Origin of the sequence: Pseudomonas sp. D3-10 (genome assembly GCF_051132175.1) — a bacterium.
GTDB lineage: Bacteria > Pseudomonadota > Gammaproteobacteria > Pseudomonadales > Pseudomonadaceae > Aquipseudomonas.
This window is the reverse complement of record NZ_CP071668.1, coordinates 2,447,509-2,462,517: the sequence shown is the minus strand read 5'-3', so window position 1 is coordinate 2,462,517 and position 15,009 is coordinate 2,447,509. Positions and strand designations below refer to the sequence as shown.

The 15,009-nt window shown below is 60.0% G+C and carries 11 protein-coding genes; 2 read left to right on the top strand and 9 right to left on the bottom strand.

Annotated features, from left to right (window positions below; translation table 11 throughout):
• From peaD to peaA, 4 genes are all read right to left on the bottom strand, one after another.
• Positions 1-1,119, bottom strand: a complete 1,119-nt coding sequence (gene peaD, locus J3P90_RS11360) for a quinohemoprotein amine dehydrogenase subunit beta (protein WP_434676378.1) — start codon at positions 1,117-1,119, stop codon at positions 1-3.
• A gap of 24 nt (positions 1,120-1,143) precedes the next feature.
• Positions 1,144-1,467, bottom strand: a complete 324-nt coding sequence (qhpC, locus tag J3P90_RS11355; RefSeq protein WP_007933151.1) for a quinohemoprotein amine dehydrogenase subunit gamma — start codon at positions 1,465-1,467, stop codon at positions 1,144-1,146.
• 1 nt (position 1,468) lies between these two features.
• Positions 1,469-2,899, bottom strand: a complete 1,431-nt coding sequence (peaB, locus tag J3P90_RS11350) for a quinohemoprotein amine dehydrogenase maturation protein (protein ID WP_434606170.1) — start codon at positions 2,897-2,899, stop codon at positions 1,469-1,471.
• Positions 2,900-2,980: 81 nt separating this feature from the next.
• Positions 2,981-4,561 (bottom strand): quinohemoprotein amine dehydrogenase subunit alpha, encoded by a 1,581-nt coding sequence (gene peaA, locus J3P90_RS11345; RefSeq protein WP_420763627.1) that lies wholly within the window; start codon positions 4,559-4,561, stop codon positions 2,981-2,983.
• A 476-nt stretch (positions 4,562-5,037) separates the two neighbouring features.
• On the opposite strand from peaA, the gene J3P90_RS11340 reads away from it, so the two are divergent.
• The gene (locus tag J3P90_RS11340; protein ID WP_420763626.1) at positions 5,038-6,528 is read left to right on the top strand and encodes an aldehyde dehydrogenase family protein; all 1,491 of its coding nucleotides are present in this window, start codon (positions 5,038-5,040) and stop codon (positions 6,526-6,528) included.
• Between the two features lie 121 nt (positions 6,529-6,649).
• On the opposite strand, the gene qhpG is transcribed toward J3P90_RS11340, so the two are convergent.
• The 4 genes from qhpG to J3P90_RS11320 are packed head-to-tail and all read right to left on the bottom strand — an operon-like array spanning position 6,650 to position 12,231.
• Positions 6,650-7,945 carry a flavin-dependent monooxygenase QhpG gene (gene qhpG, locus J3P90_RS11335; protein WP_434676377.1) on the bottom strand — a complete coding sequence of 432 codons (1,296 nt, stop codon included), beginning with the start codon at positions 7,943-7,945 and terminating at the stop codon, positions 6,650-6,652.
• The gene (gene qhpE, locus J3P90_RS11330; RefSeq protein WP_434647920.1) at positions 7,942-8,619 is read right to left on the bottom strand and encodes a subtilisin-like serine protease QhpE; all 678 of its coding nucleotides are present in this window, start codon (positions 8,617-8,619) and stop codon (positions 7,942-7,944) included. The genes qhpG and qhpE overlap by 4 nt, the downstream gene beginning before the upstream one ends.
• Positions 8,609-10,327, bottom strand: a complete 1,719-nt coding sequence (locus tag J3P90_RS11325; RefSeq protein ID WP_434606178.1) for an ABC transporter ATP-binding protein — start codon at positions 10,325-10,327, stop codon at positions 8,609-8,611. The genes qhpE and J3P90_RS11325 overlap by 11 nt, the downstream gene beginning before the upstream one ends.
• Complete coding sequence (locus J3P90_RS11320; RefSeq protein ID WP_434676571.1) at positions 10,327-12,231, bottom strand: sigma-54-dependent Fis family transcriptional regulator; 1,905 nt, start codon at positions 12,229-12,231, stop codon at positions 10,327-10,329. Before J3P90_RS11320 ends, J3P90_RS11325 begins: the two co-directional genes overlap by 1 nt.
• A gap of 367 nt (positions 12,232-12,598) precedes the next feature.
• On the opposite strand from J3P90_RS11320, the gene J3P90_RS11315 reads away from it, so the two are divergent.
• Entirely contained in the window at positions 12,599-13,594 is a 996-nt protein-coding gene (locus J3P90_RS11315; protein ID WP_434647926.1) for a lipase family protein, read from the top strand.
• Between the two features lie 143 nt (positions 13,595-13,737).
• On the opposite strand, the gene J3P90_RS11310 is transcribed toward J3P90_RS11315, so the two are convergent.
• Complete coding sequence (locus J3P90_RS11310; RefSeq protein ID WP_434606181.1) at positions 13,738-14,982, bottom strand: cation:proton antiporter; 1,245 nt, start codon at positions 14,980-14,982, stop codon at positions 13,738-13,740.
• Between the last annotated feature and the right edge of the window lie 27 nt (positions 14,983-15,009).

Here is a 15,009-nt window from a genome sequence, read left to right as displayed (position 1 = left end):
TTAACGCGTGAATATCTGCGCCGTGGTAATCGCCATATCACCGCCGGGCAATTTGATGTTGCCGATCTGCTTCAAACTGTCGGCGTCGAACACCGCTACGTCGTTGAAGGTACCCGCCAGGTAAATTTTGCTGCCGGCCTTGTTGAACGAAATGCAGTAAAAGGAATGGTCCAGCGTGGCGGCCTGAAGCAGTTTTTTCTGCTTGATGTCGTACTTGGCCAGACGGTTGAGTACACCGAACATCAGGTTCGGGTCCTTGGGCGAACGCATGCCACTGAAATAGATCTCCGTCAGAGGGCCGAAGTCGGTGGTTTCGGTCTTGCCGGTTTTCAGGTCGATGCTGAACAACCCATAGAGGTATTCGGCAGTGGCCGGGTCCTGCTGCTTGTCCTTGAATTTCGCGGCGGTATAGAGCAGCGAAAAATCATGGCGGTACGTTTGCTGGTTCCACACATAAAGCACGTCCGGCGCGCTGTAGTTTTCACGCTTCCAATGACGACTGGGGATCAGCACGTCGAATTTGCCGGTGTTCACGTTGACCTTGTAGACATCCGCTCCCGCCACATACAGCGTGCCATCGTCACCGCTTTGCATGATGGTCAGCTGCCGCGGAGCCGGAAAACTGCGAACAGGTTTGGCGTTCATGCCGGCATCGGTGGCGTACACATCGAGCCGGGGTTGCTGTACTTCGTAACGGTCGTTGAGCATCAACGTCGGGTTGGCGATGGCAAAGAGTTCCTTGCCGTCGTGGCCAACAGTAAAAGCGAACATGGATTTCGCTTTCTCCCCCGGTTTCTGGGTGATGCTGGCGTGAAAGACCTGTTTGCAGCTGTCCAGCTCAACACCGTAAATATCCGCGTAATGGTTGTTCAACACGTAGGCCGTCTTGCGATCCGGCGACAGTTGCACGGTGCCGGGACCGAAGGCGTCCGGCATCTTGCAGGTCTTGAACAGACTGTCGGTGGCCAGGTCGATTACGTGCAGGTTGTTCGGATAATTGGTGGTCACCATGTACTCGTGACCGCTTTGCAGTGCGGTGTTTTCATCGGCCAGGACATCGAATGAGATAAGGCCCAGGACACCGAACGCGGCCAAGCCGCAGGCTTTGATGCATTGCATGCTGGAATCCTTCTTCATGACCGATCACTTGTCTTTAGGAAAAACGGTGCCGAGGTTGCGCCAGTTTTCGTTGGACGCCTGGGCATCCTTGTTCCAGTCCGGATAGGTGCTCATCATGTCCGGCACCTGGGCCGGCCACCAGCAGGGGTCGGAGCAACCATACAGGTCGGCTTCCATCGGCTGGCACAGCGACGACACGCCGCCGAACGCGTCGATTTCCCAACCAGGATCGGTGGTCGAGGCGCAGCCGGCGACGGAGCTCATCGCCACCACTTCTTCGATTCGGTTCTCGGCCGCGGCCTGATCGAGTTTCTGGGCTTTGTTGTTGATTGCCTTGAGATGTTTCATATCAGTGAGCCTTGCGCGGAGTGATGTAACTGCTGATGAACGCAGGGTTGTGAGCCATGATCCGGGTGTAGACCTCGATGCCGAAGTCGACCCAGTCACGCATCAGTTCGCAGTAGTGGTAGGTCGGATGAGTCGGGTCGCCGTATCGGGCGTAGCTCTCGTGGTAGCAGCCGCCGGAGCAGAGATTGCGGATCTGGCAGTCTTCACAGCCAGTATTGGTACGGTCGAGCCGCTGGGACAGGAAGTCATTCAACTCGACCTGTTTCACCCCGCTGTGAACGTTGCCGAACGTCGGCAGGCTCGAACCGGTAAAGCGGTGGCACAGGTTCAATTCGCCCTTGTGATCCACCGCCAGCATCTTCAGGCCCGCGCCGCACGGCAGGGCTTTCTTGTGGCCTTCATGGATGTCGGTGATCAACTGGTGCAGGTTGGAGAACCCGATGTTGCGGTGCTCCAGTGCCGCTTCCAGGTAACGACGACCGAGCTTTTTCATGTTGGCGAAGACCTCGATCAGTTCGTCGCTGGAAAGGTTGAAGCTGCTGATATCACCGGACGTCACCGGAGCAAAACCGACCTCGGCAAATCCCAGTTCGTTGAACAGGTGGTCCCAGATGGTCTCTACATCGGTAACGCCAGTGGTCAGGGTCACCCGCGCGCCCACTGGACGGCTGTTGTAACGCGACAACAGCATCTCGGCCTTGCGCCGCACCACGTCATACGTGCCCTGCCCACCCACCGTGATGCGATTGCGATCATGCACGGTCTTCGGCCCGTCGATACTCACCGAGAGCCCGAAGCGGTGGGCGTTGAGGTAGTCCACGGTGTCTTCGGTGAGCAGCGTGGCGTTGGTGGTCATGACGAACTCGACGAACTTGCCCGCCTCGGCAAACCGCTTTTCACAGTAGTCGACCATGTACTCGATCAGCTTGCGGTTGCTCAGCGGCTCTCCCCCGAAGAACACCACAGTGAAACGCTCTTCATCGGGGGATTCGCGCAGCAGCATTTCTACCGAAGCGACTGCCGTTTCGACGTCCATCTTCTTGCCCGCCGAGGGCTTGTCGAGGTCTTCTTTGTAGCAGTAGGTGCAGCTCAGATTGCAGCCCGTGTTGACGTTGAGCACCACGGTATTGATTGCGGTGCGCTCCACCCGTTTGGTACCGATGTCCGGCGACAGCGGTGAGCCGTCGCTGACCAGTTCCAGGGAAATCAGCTCACGCAGGGTTTCGGTGATTTCTTCGCCGTTGAAGCGTGCGGCCAAGCGCTGGATCAGGTCGTCCGATGAGCAGCCGGGGCCGCGCAAGGTATCGATGATGGTGCCCGTCAGCTCATCGCTGGCGAACAGCGAGCTGCTGGGAATGTGGAACAGCATGCGGTCGGCGTCGACATGCACTTCGTGCAGATTGCGTTCGACCAGATTCAAAATAGCGCCCATTGCAAACCTCCTGTGCGAGCCCCGATTCACGAGGCCTGCGGTCATTCCGAAAAGTGTCTGGAACCGCTACAAACAGCCAACTTATGGAATGGGTGGATTGTTCCAGCGTTGCACGGTGACGATCATGTGGCCTTCGCCGGTCAGGGATTTCCCTGCGTCGTCGACGGCGGCGATCACCTTGAGATTGCCGGCATTGTTGGTGGACATCTTGCGCTGCGGGTTCGGCCCGGCATCGCCTGGGGTGAACACACCGGTATCGGCCTGCATGGTGCCGGCAAACTTGACGTCTTCATCCTCTTTGGCACGGTCATCGAAAGCCTCGACCTTCCATTGCGCAGGGAATACGCCGATGCGATAGGGCTTGCCGTCAGCGCCCTTGCCCCAGGCTTCGGCATCGAAACGGCCCTGGACTTTTGGCGTCGAACCACCGCCCTCGCCGATCCGCGCCACTGAGAATTCGGGCACGACTTTGACTTCAGCGATCTTGCTATAGACCGACAGTGTCGGGCCTTTCAGCGTGCCGAGCGTGACGTTGCGCAAGCCCGGTTGCGCATTGGCAGCGGCCTTGATCTTGACTCGCAGGCGCTCCGGACTTTGCTCAAGCACCTGAACCACTTCCACACCTTTGCCAAAATCCGGTTTGCCGGTCAGGCCGCTGCCGATCAGGGTAACTTCGGTTTCGCTGCCCGCCTTCAGATACCCCGGCTGCACGGCCAGCAAACGGTTGGAGCCCTGTTTGGCGGCGACAAAGTCCAGGCCCCGCTCGTCGTGCTCGGCCTCGAACATCCGACCCTGCATGGCGTTGCCCTGGGCGGCGAACACCTGACGCATGACTACGCCATCGATGGTCACGTTGCCGCGCCATTCGTAACCGGTGTAGAGAATCGCACTGCCATCGCCGTTGAACGGGCTGCCGTCGGCATACTGACCTTTGACGTTGACCTTGAACGTGTCGCTGCCATCGGCAGTCACGCTCATGACGCCAGCCAGTTCGCCCTTACCCGGCAAGTGCCCGCTGAAGCTCCAGTCGCCGACCAGCGCCTCGGCTTTCGGCGCGCTACCCACCCATTTCTTCCAGGCCGGGTTGTCCAGCGAATAACGCTTGGCCAGCAGCGGCACCATCTCTTTGCGGGCCAGATCGAACCAATCGCGGTCGCGGGACAGGGCCTGGTATTCGAGGGAGGGCCATTGGCCAAGGTGGAAATTCACCAGGCGCTCCCATTCCTGGGCAGGTCGACGCTGCAGGGCAACCCGCGCACCGGAGTGACAGCGGCCACACATCTGGCTGGTCTGGTCGTCGAACTTCTCGACGGTATTGAGCCGTCGCTCCAAGGCATAACGCACACCATCGGTCTCACTGGGCGCCAGGCCTTGGGTGTCAGCCAGGTATTTGACGAGGGTCCGGCGATCGTCATCGCTGATCTGCACACCATGCATGACCTGCATCCGGGCAATACTCATCAGCCAGCCTTCCGGCGTTTTGCGCTGGTGGCTGATACGGCTCAGGGCGTTATCGGCTTCGGGGATGTGACAGCCCTGACAGGTTTCCCTGAGGATGGTCTGGGCGTCGCGAGCTGCCAGGCTGTAAGGCGAATGCAGCGCTACACAGGCCGCCACGGTCAACAGACTGGCGCTCAGGCCTGATCGGAGTTTTCTCTTCATCAACGTCGAACCTCCCACGGTGCTTTCTTATTTTTGTGGCTTATCGTTTTTATGGTTTCTGCCGTCGGCGACAAGCCGCTGACGGAGGCAAGAGAAACGTCTGCGATGAGCAATACACGGAGCGTGCCAGCTTAACGAACAGCATTTAAATCAATGAGTTATAGGAATATCTTGGCTTTTCTACGCATCAGAACGAGATGACCTGCGTCTTATATCGCGACAGCCGTTGCAGTCTGAGACAAGCATAGGTGCCCCCGGCTGGAATACTTCATGGCCAGCGGCAATGTTCAAGTACACACGCAATGGCTCGCCGTCTCACCGATGTCGCGATTTGCGACAAAACCACTGGGTGCCATTTTCTCCTTTTATCGCTCAACCCCCGCCAACAAGGGGCCTTGGCCCGTTCCCGGTACTTGGCACAGCCATTGCCAACCTTGGAGAGATCCACGCTCTCACGCACAACAAGAGGTCTCATCATGCCCCTGCCTAATCTGCTTCCCGCCACCTCGGCCTTCGTCCAACGCGCCCCACGCATGCTCATCGGCGGCGACTGGGTCGAGGCCGCGGACGGCCAGACCATGCCCCTGCACAACCCGGCCACGGGCGAAGTGTTATGCGTGGTGCCACGGGCCACGCCCGAGGATGTCGACCGTGCAGTGCTCGCCGCCCGTCAGGCGTTCGACGATTCGGCCTGGACCCGCACCCGCCCTCGGGAACGGCAGAACCTGCTGTGGAAACTCGCCGATCTGATGCAGCGCGACGCCGAACTGCTGGCGCAACTCGAATGCCTGAACAACGGTAAGAGCGCGGCGGTGGCGCAAGTGATGGACGTGCAGCTGTCTATCGATTTCCTGCGCTACATGGCCGGTTGGGCCACCAAGATCGAAGGTTCCAGCGTTGACGTGTCGCTGCCGCTGATGCCCAACGATCAATTTCACAGTTTCATTCGTCGCGAAGCGGTGGGCGTGGTCGGGGCCATCGTCGCCTGGAATTTCCCGCTGCTGCTGGCTTGCTGGAAACTCGGTCCGGCCCTGGCCACCGGTTGCACCGTCGTGCTCAAACCTGCCGACGAAACACCGTTGACCGCGCTGAAGCTCGCCGAACTGGTGCTGGAAGCCGGTTACCCCGAAGGCGTGTTCAATGTGGTCACCGGCACCGGTGTCACGGCGGGCTCCGCCCTGACTCATAACCCGTTGGTGGACAAGCTGACGTTCACCGGCTCCACCGCCGTGGGCAAGCAGATCGGCAAGATCGCCATGGAATCCATGACCCGGGTCACCTTGGAGCTGGGCGGCAAATCCCCAACCATTGTGATGGCCGACGCCGACCTGAAGACCGCCGCAGCGGGCGCCGCCAGCGCGATCTTCTTCAACCAGGGCCAGGTCTGCTGCGCCGGGTCCCGGCTGTATGTGCAACGCAAGCATTTCGACAATGTGGTGGCGGACATCGCCGACATCGCCAATGCGATGAAACTGGGCAATGGCCTGGACCCCAGTGTCGCAATGGGCCCGCTCATTTCCGCGCGTCAACAGGAGCGGGTTTATGGTTACATCGAAAAAGGTCGGGAAAGCGGCGCGACCATCGCTTGCGGCGGTGAGCAATTCGGGCCGGGCTTCTTCGTCAAGCCCACGGTGATTGTGGATGTCGATCAGCGGCATTCATTGGTACAAGAGGAAATCTTCGGCCCGGTGCTGGTGGCGATTCCGTTCGATGACGAAGCCGATGCGCTGCGCCTGGCCAATGACAGCCCTTATGGCCTTGGGGCGAGTATCTGGTCGAATGACTTGGCCGCGGTGCACCGGATGATTCCGCGGATCAAGTCGGGCTCGGTGTGGGTCAACTGCCACAGCGCCCTGGACCCGGCATTGCCGTTTGGCGGCTACAAGATGTCGGGGGTCGGGCGTGAAATGGGATATGCGGCGATCGAGCATTACACCGAGTTGAAGTCGGTGTTGATCAAGTTGTGATTGGCGGCGTTCTTTAGACCGCTATCGCGAGCAGGCTCGCTCCCACAGTGGATATTCGGTCGACGCAAAACCATTGTGGGAGCGAGCTTGCTCGCGATAGGCCAGCCCAGGCAGCCCAATGTCAGGGCTTGAACCCCTGCCCCGACAACCAGCTCCGAACCATCCTCCCCTGCTCCACCGTCAACCCCTCCAACACACGCTCGGCTGGCTCGCTGCGCAACCGTCGCACCAAGGGTGCCAACTCCACGCCTTGCAGATGCCAGATACCGAGCGGCTGATCCGCCGTGATCACCACCTCGGCCTCCTCCACGAAGCCATCGCGCAATACCGGTGCCCGCTCAACCCTCAACGTGGCGTAATCCCCCTCGGCGTGGGCGACTTCAGCATCCGGCCACTGACGCCGCGCCAGCCAGAACGGCTGGTCCGGCCAACGCTGCTCATCGGCATAAAAATCCCGGCCGATGCGCGCAAAACGCAAAAACAGCTGCTCGACCCGCCGCTGATGAAAACGCTGCGCCAGCAACGCCCGCTCAGGTTTGCGCAACAGCGTGTTGACCACCGCAGGCGCCTGCAACGCCGAAGACAACGACTGAAAAATGCCATTACCCGACAGTGGATCGACCGCCATGGCCGCGTCCCCTATCCGAATCCAGTTATCGCCACAGACGTGGGGACACAAAATCGCCGTGCTGCTGCGGGCATGCAGATGCAGTCCGGTTTCCGGTTCACTCCCGAAAAACTCCCGGGCCAATGGCGAATCCTGGCGGCGCTGACGGCAGTGATCGAGCAGCAGCGCCTTACCCGGCAACTCGGCACTGGCCACGTCCACCGTCCATTGCCAGTAACACTGGCCGTCAGCCCGACGCGCCATCCAGGCCCAGCCGTCCCCAAGGCTTTCCACGGCACTGGCGGTGATACCCGACGCGCCTCGCCAGCGATTGAGCAAACTGACCGTCTCCGGCCCCCGCAGGCCTTTGCCAAGGGCCGGTGCCTGACGTCCGCGAGCGTCCACCAGAAAATCCGCGAGCAGCGCTTCGCGCCCTTGCAGTTCGATTCGATGCCCCGAAGCGTGCGACTGCACCGTCAGCACTCGGCCGTCGATCAACTCGACGCCGGCCAGCCGCAAATCCTCGCGCAAGCCTCGATCGAAGCTCGGACGGTCCAGCAAAAACTCAATGTTCTGCGCATGCCGCTGACCGTTCCAGGACACCTGCCGTTGGGAAGGCTGCGCCGCGTCCGTCAACGCCTGATGCAGCCCCGCGCCCCGCAACGCATCCAGCACCCGTGCCGAAACCCCTTCCAGCGCCGCGAAGCGCCGCCACTCGCTGACCAGCGTTACGGGGTAGCCGAGCCGCCGCAGCCCCAGGGCCACCGCAGCCCCCGCAGGCCCCGCGCCGAGAATCACAATCGGCTTCATGGGCCGACGCGCCGTTCAGGGCCGTGATAACAGGCGTTTCTTTGCAGCCATTCGACAATTTGCGCGTCGCTCGCCTCGGGATTTTCAACGAGAAAACTCGCAATGTGTCCGCTCAATGCCGCACAGCCCAGGCTTGCACCCGACTGCCCCGGGTGGGTGCCGTGAACACACGCGGCGAAATCTGCCTGGGCGCTGTCGAGCCACGACCATTGCTGTTCGGTACAACGCGCATCGCCGGTCACCCGTAGCACTTGCGGATAATTCGCTGGGAACACCCCTTCGCCTTGGGCCGGGCTGGACGCACACAGCAAAACACCCCGCGCCACCGCCGCGGCACAGGCCTCACGCAACAGGCTGCGATCCTGCCGAAGACCGAGGCTCAGGTTGATCACCCGCACGTCCTGCGCCACCAGCCAATCGATAGCGGCAGCGATCTGCAAGGCGCTGGTGATGCCTCGCTGGTCGAACACCTGGGCGATGCAAAAAACCGCCGCCGGCGCTCGTCGGCCGATGGCCTCGATTACCGCGCTGCCATGACCCAGCGGATCGTCGCGTAAATCGCTTTCGGCCAGTCCATCCTCCAACAGCGAGAACCGTCGACCGGCAATCACCCGCACTCGTTGCGCGGCTGAATGACCGCTGTCCACCACCCCAATCCGCAGCTCAGGTTTCATGCTGCACCGATTTTGACGTGAGCACGCCGTCCAGCAGTTCAAAGCGCAGATCGGCATCGGCCAGGGTCGACGGACGATGGCTGATCAGAATCCGCGTGCGCCCCGCGAACAGCCGGTCGATGGCCTCGATCACTTCGCGCTCGGTGGCTTCGTCGACCGCCGACGTCGCTTCGTCCAGCACCAGGATCAACGGATCCTGCAACAGCGCCCTGGCGATGGCGATGCGCTGTTTCTGTCCGCCGGACAACTGTTGGCCACGCTCGCCCAAAGGGCTGTCGAGACCTTCGGGCAGTGACTCGATGAGGCTATCGAGCTGAGCCAGGCGCGCCACTTCGGCGATGGCCTGGCGGCTGGCGTCCGGGACGGCATAGGCCAGGTTGTCCGCAAGGCTGCCGCGAAACAGCACGATGTCCTGACTGACCACGGCAATGCGCCGACGCAGCTGGAACAGGTCCAGTTCCCGCAGATCGACCTCCCCCAGCAAAACCCGGCCGGATTGCGGATCATGGTGCCGTTGCAGCAGATCGATCAGGGTTGATTTACCGACACCGGAGCCGCCGCTCAAGGCGACTTTCAAACCGTAGGGAATTTGCGCTTCAACGCCACGCAGGGTCGTCGCGCGACCGGGATGGCTGAAGTGCACGTTATCGAAACGCAAATCGCCAGAAACCGGCATCGGTTGGGGTGTAACCGGAGTGAGGACGGTTGGCTCTTCACCGCGCAGTTCCATGACCCGCCCAAGGCTCACGGTCATCCGCTGAACCGCGACATAGAGCCCGAGCAGGCTCTGGACCGGGCCCACCGCCATTCCCAGATAGGTCGAAAACGCGATCAGCGCGCCCAACTGCCAAGTCCCTTGCACCACCCAGTAACCGCCAATCAAAAATACACAGGCCCGCGACAACGACGTCAGGGTGCCGGGCACCGCCTGTGTGAAGAACTCGGTCACTTGCAAGCGCAAGAGCTGGCTCATGTACCCCTGGCCCAACGTTTCCAGGCGCCGTGCTTCGCGCCGTTGCTGGCCGGCGGACTGGATGAATTTCATCACCGGCAAGGTCTCGACCATGAATGAGGACATGTCCGCCGAACGCTCGCGCAACTGCCGGACATCGCGCTCGACCTTACGGCGCATCCAGCGTAGCCAGAGCACGTCGATCGGAATCAATACCAGGGCCAGCAACGAGAGTTTCCACGACAAGGTCACCAGCATCGCCACGGCGACCACCAGACCGATCACGCTCGACACCGCGGAGAACAGCGAGTCCACGGCGAAACGCTGGATCTCCGCGACATCACCATCGAGGCGCGACATCAGATCGCCGATTCGCCGCTGGCCGTAGAAACCCGGCGAGAGCGTCTGCAAATGCCGATAAAGGTCATCGCGCAGGGCAAACAGAATCCGTCCGGACAATCGCGTGTGCAGATATCGATTCACGCCCGACAGTGCCGTGCCCAGCAACCCGGCGGCCATCATCAACCCGGCGATCAGCACCAGCATCGTAAAGTTGCGCGCCAACAGACCATCGTCGATCAGCAGCTTGGTCAGCCAAGGTTGCACCAATACCAACGCCGAGGCGCAGGCCGACAGCCCGAGCAGCCCGGCAATCGCCAGCCGGTGCGGACGCACGAAGCCGTAGAGCCAGCGCAACGCCGCTTGCTGGGCCGCAGGGTTTTGGCTGTCGATCAGCCGAACGATCAAACGCAGCATCACGAGCGCAGCTGTTTAAGCTTGCGATACAGGGTCGCGCGGCTGATGCCCAGGGCTTCGGCGGCGGCCGGGACATTACCTTGGTGCGTGTCCAGGGACTGACGAATCAATTCCAGTTCATGCTCTCGAATACTGCCACTTGGAGGGCGCTCGCCGGCGGTGAGCTCATCGAGCGTGCTGTCGGGCAAATGGTCGAGGGTTAACACAGTCTCCCCCGGTTCACGCATGGCCAGTGCGGTGCGCAGGACCATTTCCAGCTGGCGGATGTTGCCCGGCCAGTGATAGCCGCCGAGCAACCGGTTCAAATCGTCATGCAGGACTACCGTCGGCGCATCGAGCTTGGCCAGCAAACGGTCGACCAGGCCAGTGAAGTCGTCGCGCTCGCGCAGGGCCGGGAGCATCACGCTGATGCCGTTGATTCGGTAGAACAGATCCTCGCGAAAGTGTTTGTCTTCCACCAGACGCTTGAGGTCGCGATGCGTGGCGCAGATCAGCGCGATGTCGATGTCTTGCTCTTCGCCAGCGCCCAGCGGCGCAACTTTGCGGTCTTGCAATACCCTGAGTAAACGGGCCTGCAAGGCCAGCGGCATGTCGCCGATTTCATCCAGAAACAACGTGCCGCCATGGGCCTGCTGCAGGCGCCCGACCATGCCGCCCCGGCGCGACCCGGTAAAGGCACCCTCGCGATAGCCAAACAGCTCCGACTCGATCAGGCCTTCAGGGACTGCCGCGCAGTTCACCGCCACGAAAGGTTTGTCGCAGCGCGCTCCAGCCGTATGCAACGCTCGGGCGATGACTTCCTTACCGGTGCCCGTTTCACCCTGCAGCAACACCGGTAATTCATTGGCCAGACCCTGGCGAGCCATGCGCAGCGCCCGGGCATAACGGGCATTGTTGCCGGCCAGGGATTCTAGATCGGGTTGTGGTTTAGCGCTTTTAGCTGGGGTGCGCGATACCGTGCTGACGTTGATCGAGCGCTGCGGTGCGCGCAGGGCTTTGTAGAAGAATTCACCCTTGGCGGTTTGCAGGCTGCCGACGCCGCCCTGATGCAGACGCGATAACAGCTGCAGGCCATCGACACCCAGGAAATCTTCACAGCGCCGCCCCACGAGCGCCGAACGCTCGGCGTGAAGCAACTGACACGCCTGGGCGCTGACCGCGAGAATCTGCCCCCCGAGACTCACCGCGAGCAAGCCCTGCCAAGGGGATTCGAGGTACTGCCGACGGCTGTGGAAGGCGAGAACGATCTGGTCCGGGTAACAGGCATTGAACACGCGACTTTCGATCTGGCTGACGGCCATGGTCAGCAACGCGGTGCTGTCGTGAACACGGCCGAGCGGGCCTTCGCGGGTCAGGTCAAGGACGCCGAGGATGTCGCCCCGCGGGCAATGGATAGGCACCGAGGTGCAGGAAAAATCAGTCAGACGGTCAAGGTAATGTTCGCCGCAATCGATCATCGTCGGTCGGGCTTCCACCAGTGCGGTACCCAGGGCGTTGGTGCCGCGCACCGCTTCGCTCCAGCAAGCCCCCAGCGTGATGTCTTGCAGGCCACTGCCTTTGAAACGGTCGGCGTGCCCTTCGGCTGCAAGGATGGTGGCGTCGGAATTGGCGAGGATGATGAGCCCTTCCTTGCCCTGGCGTTCGGCCAGATAATCGATGGCCGGCATCGCCGCATCGATCAACAAGCGATTGCTCTCCAGCAGCACATCAAGGCTGGCGTTCGACTCCAACGCCAGTTCTTGCTTGGCATTGAAATGCACGCCATGGCTGAGGCTGCGCCGCCACGACGCATCGATTTCCGCACGCAATACGCCATCGGGGACGGTGCCTTCGAGGTGCAGCTTTTCCCGGGCCAGCCGTGCTTCGCGATGAAGTTTGGGATGAGTTGTTTTTATCAGCATCAGCAAGCGCTCCGGATCGGTCCGCCCTGCGCCCTTCTGAGTTCAGCGCTTTGTTGCCATCTTTACGTTAACGTCAGGGCATTGGCAAGTGCCTTACGGCGTTTGTGCTTGATCCTAGGCGGGGTGCTCGCTTCTCGGTCGCTCCTCCTCGCATTGAATACGCAGGGCACTGGTTCGGTGATATCAAGACCAGCTGCACCTCATCCTCGGTTCCGGATTTGCGGATCAAGGACCGTTCGAACTGCTAAGGCTGCGCATTAAGTTGTCGCTTCCAAAACTGCGACTACACTCGGTCTTGCTGGCCAAGAAGGATCGACGGCAGCGTGAGTTTTCGTTGGTCCCGTTGAATTATCTGAGACAAGGAGCAGTCATGACTTCGCTAGACTCAATTGAGCAAAGACAAATCAATCTTACCCACGCGTACGTGGTGAACAATGCGGCGTTGGCTTCGCCGGATTGGCAAAACATGAAGAAGCCTTCGCCGACCCAGGTCAAAGACAACATTCTTACGCGCCTTAACGGCTCCAAGTTTGGTGGCGGCTATGACGTAGCCTGGGGACCCGCCCTGGTCCCGGATGGCGAGCATGTGGCCCACATCACGGTGGTGTTGGTCGGCGGGCAGGACAAAAACGACATTGTGGTGGTGACGAGTGGAACCCTCGCCGATTCGGTCAAGGATCAGATAGATGATCTTGATATTTCTTCAATGGTGCCGCTGCAGAGCCTCATCAAGAACTGCCCGGTGCCGGCACACCTGGCGCAGGGAACTGCGGAAGGTGTAAAGGCGATATTGGGTCAGGAATCGACAATCGGTTTCCAGGGCACACTTTGCGATTTTCTGGCGGAACAGCGCAGTGGGGCAACGATCCGGTTGGTCGGGCATAGCCTCGGCGGTGCCTTGATGTCGGTTCTTGCGCTTTATTTGAAAGATAAATTCTCGAACTTTAATTTCCGTTGCGAAACAATTGCTGCACCAACGGCCGGCGACGGTGTTTTTGCAAGCTATTTCAATAAGCAAATGGCCGGCAATGCGCTACGCATCTACAACACGCTGGATGTCGTTCCGATGGCCTGGTGCGCAACCTCTCTCGACTTCTCCTTGACGCTTTATGAGCCGACCAATGTCATCGATGAAAAAATGAAGGGACTGGTTTGCTCCAATATCGATACCGTCACCCGTAATAACTCCAACTACACGCAATGGGGCATGGGCGGCGCAAACATGGAGCTGCGGCTCTGTGGAGAACTTCAATCCCCGTGCCCTAGCTATGAAGCGCAATCGGGCTACCAGCACATCTACGAATACATGACGCTGCTGGGGCTGCAGCTGGGTGATATTCCGATGCCGGCGCCGTCTGGCAGCTAGCGCGCAGCCTCGACGATCAGGTGTCGACTTGCAATTGTCGGCACCTGTTCGGCAAATCACAGAATTGCAATTCGCCTTTTTGTCGCCCGCTTTTTTTCAACCCGCAAACACTCACGAACCTAGGCGGACGGCACCCACTAACGTTACTGAGTGTCCGCGCATGGGATGACTCGTTTAACCACGCTTGCGATAGACATGCCTTGGATCAAAATTGAAAATATCACCACCATGTAGGTGAGTGAAACGACAATATCCCGCGCGCCTCCGGCTGGCAGTGACAGCGCCAAGGCTACCGATATGCCCCCTCGCAAACCTCCCCAGGTCAAAACGCGCCATGAACCGCTGGGTAAACGAAAGCGTCTTCCAAGCGCAGCAATAGGAACGCCTACCGTAAGCAATCGAGACAGCAAGGTAAGTGCTATTACCGCCAGCCCGGTGACGATCAGGGAGTTCGAGAACTGGATGAGAACCACCTCCAGGCCGATCAGTACGAACAAAACGGCGTTCAATATCTCGTCTATCAGCTCCCAGAACATGTCCACATGTTTTTCAGTCTGCTCGGACATTGCGTAGGATCGTCCCTGGTTTCCGACGATAAGCCCGATTACTACCATCGCCAGGGGGCCGGACACATGAAGATGGTTCGCCAGCGCGTACCCACCTAGCACCGCAGCCAATGTGATCAAGATTTCTTCCTGGTAGCTGTCGATGCTTTTCAGCATCAAATAGGCTAGATATCCAATGGCTGCGCCTAGAAGCACGCCGCCACCGGCCTCTGTCAGAAGCAACTTCGATGCGCCCAACGCCGACGGTGCTTCGCCACTGGCTATCATCGCCACAATGAGTGAAAACAGCACAACACTGACTCCGTCGTTGAACAGTGATTCGCCCGCTATCACCAGTTCGACGCTTTTGGGAGCCCCGGCGGACTTCAGGATACCCATGACCGCTATGGGATCCGTGGGAGAAATCAGGGCACCGAATACCAGGCAGTAGGCAAGGGGAAGTTCCAGAGACGTTAGTGACAGAAGTAGCCACAGCCCATAGCCAATCAACAATGTGGAGGCTGTTGTACCTACTAGTGCCAGAGAAGCCACCTGCCACCGGTAAGAACGCAGCTGCGAAAGATCGACGTGCAACGCTCCAGCGAACAGTAGTAAGGAAAGCATCCCCTGCATGAGCAGTTCGGAAAAATCGATCGATTCCACCAACGATTGCTCAAGCGTGTGGAGTGCATGAAAACCCATCGCATCCAACGCCATATTCAGCACAGAGAGGCCCAGCGCAATGCCCATGACACCAATCGCTGGCGGCAGCCCAACATAACGGCGATTGAGGAAGGCAAGAACCGCCGTGATACTCACAAAGACAGCAACGATATCCAGCATTCGATAATGGCCCTGTTGATGCGGTGC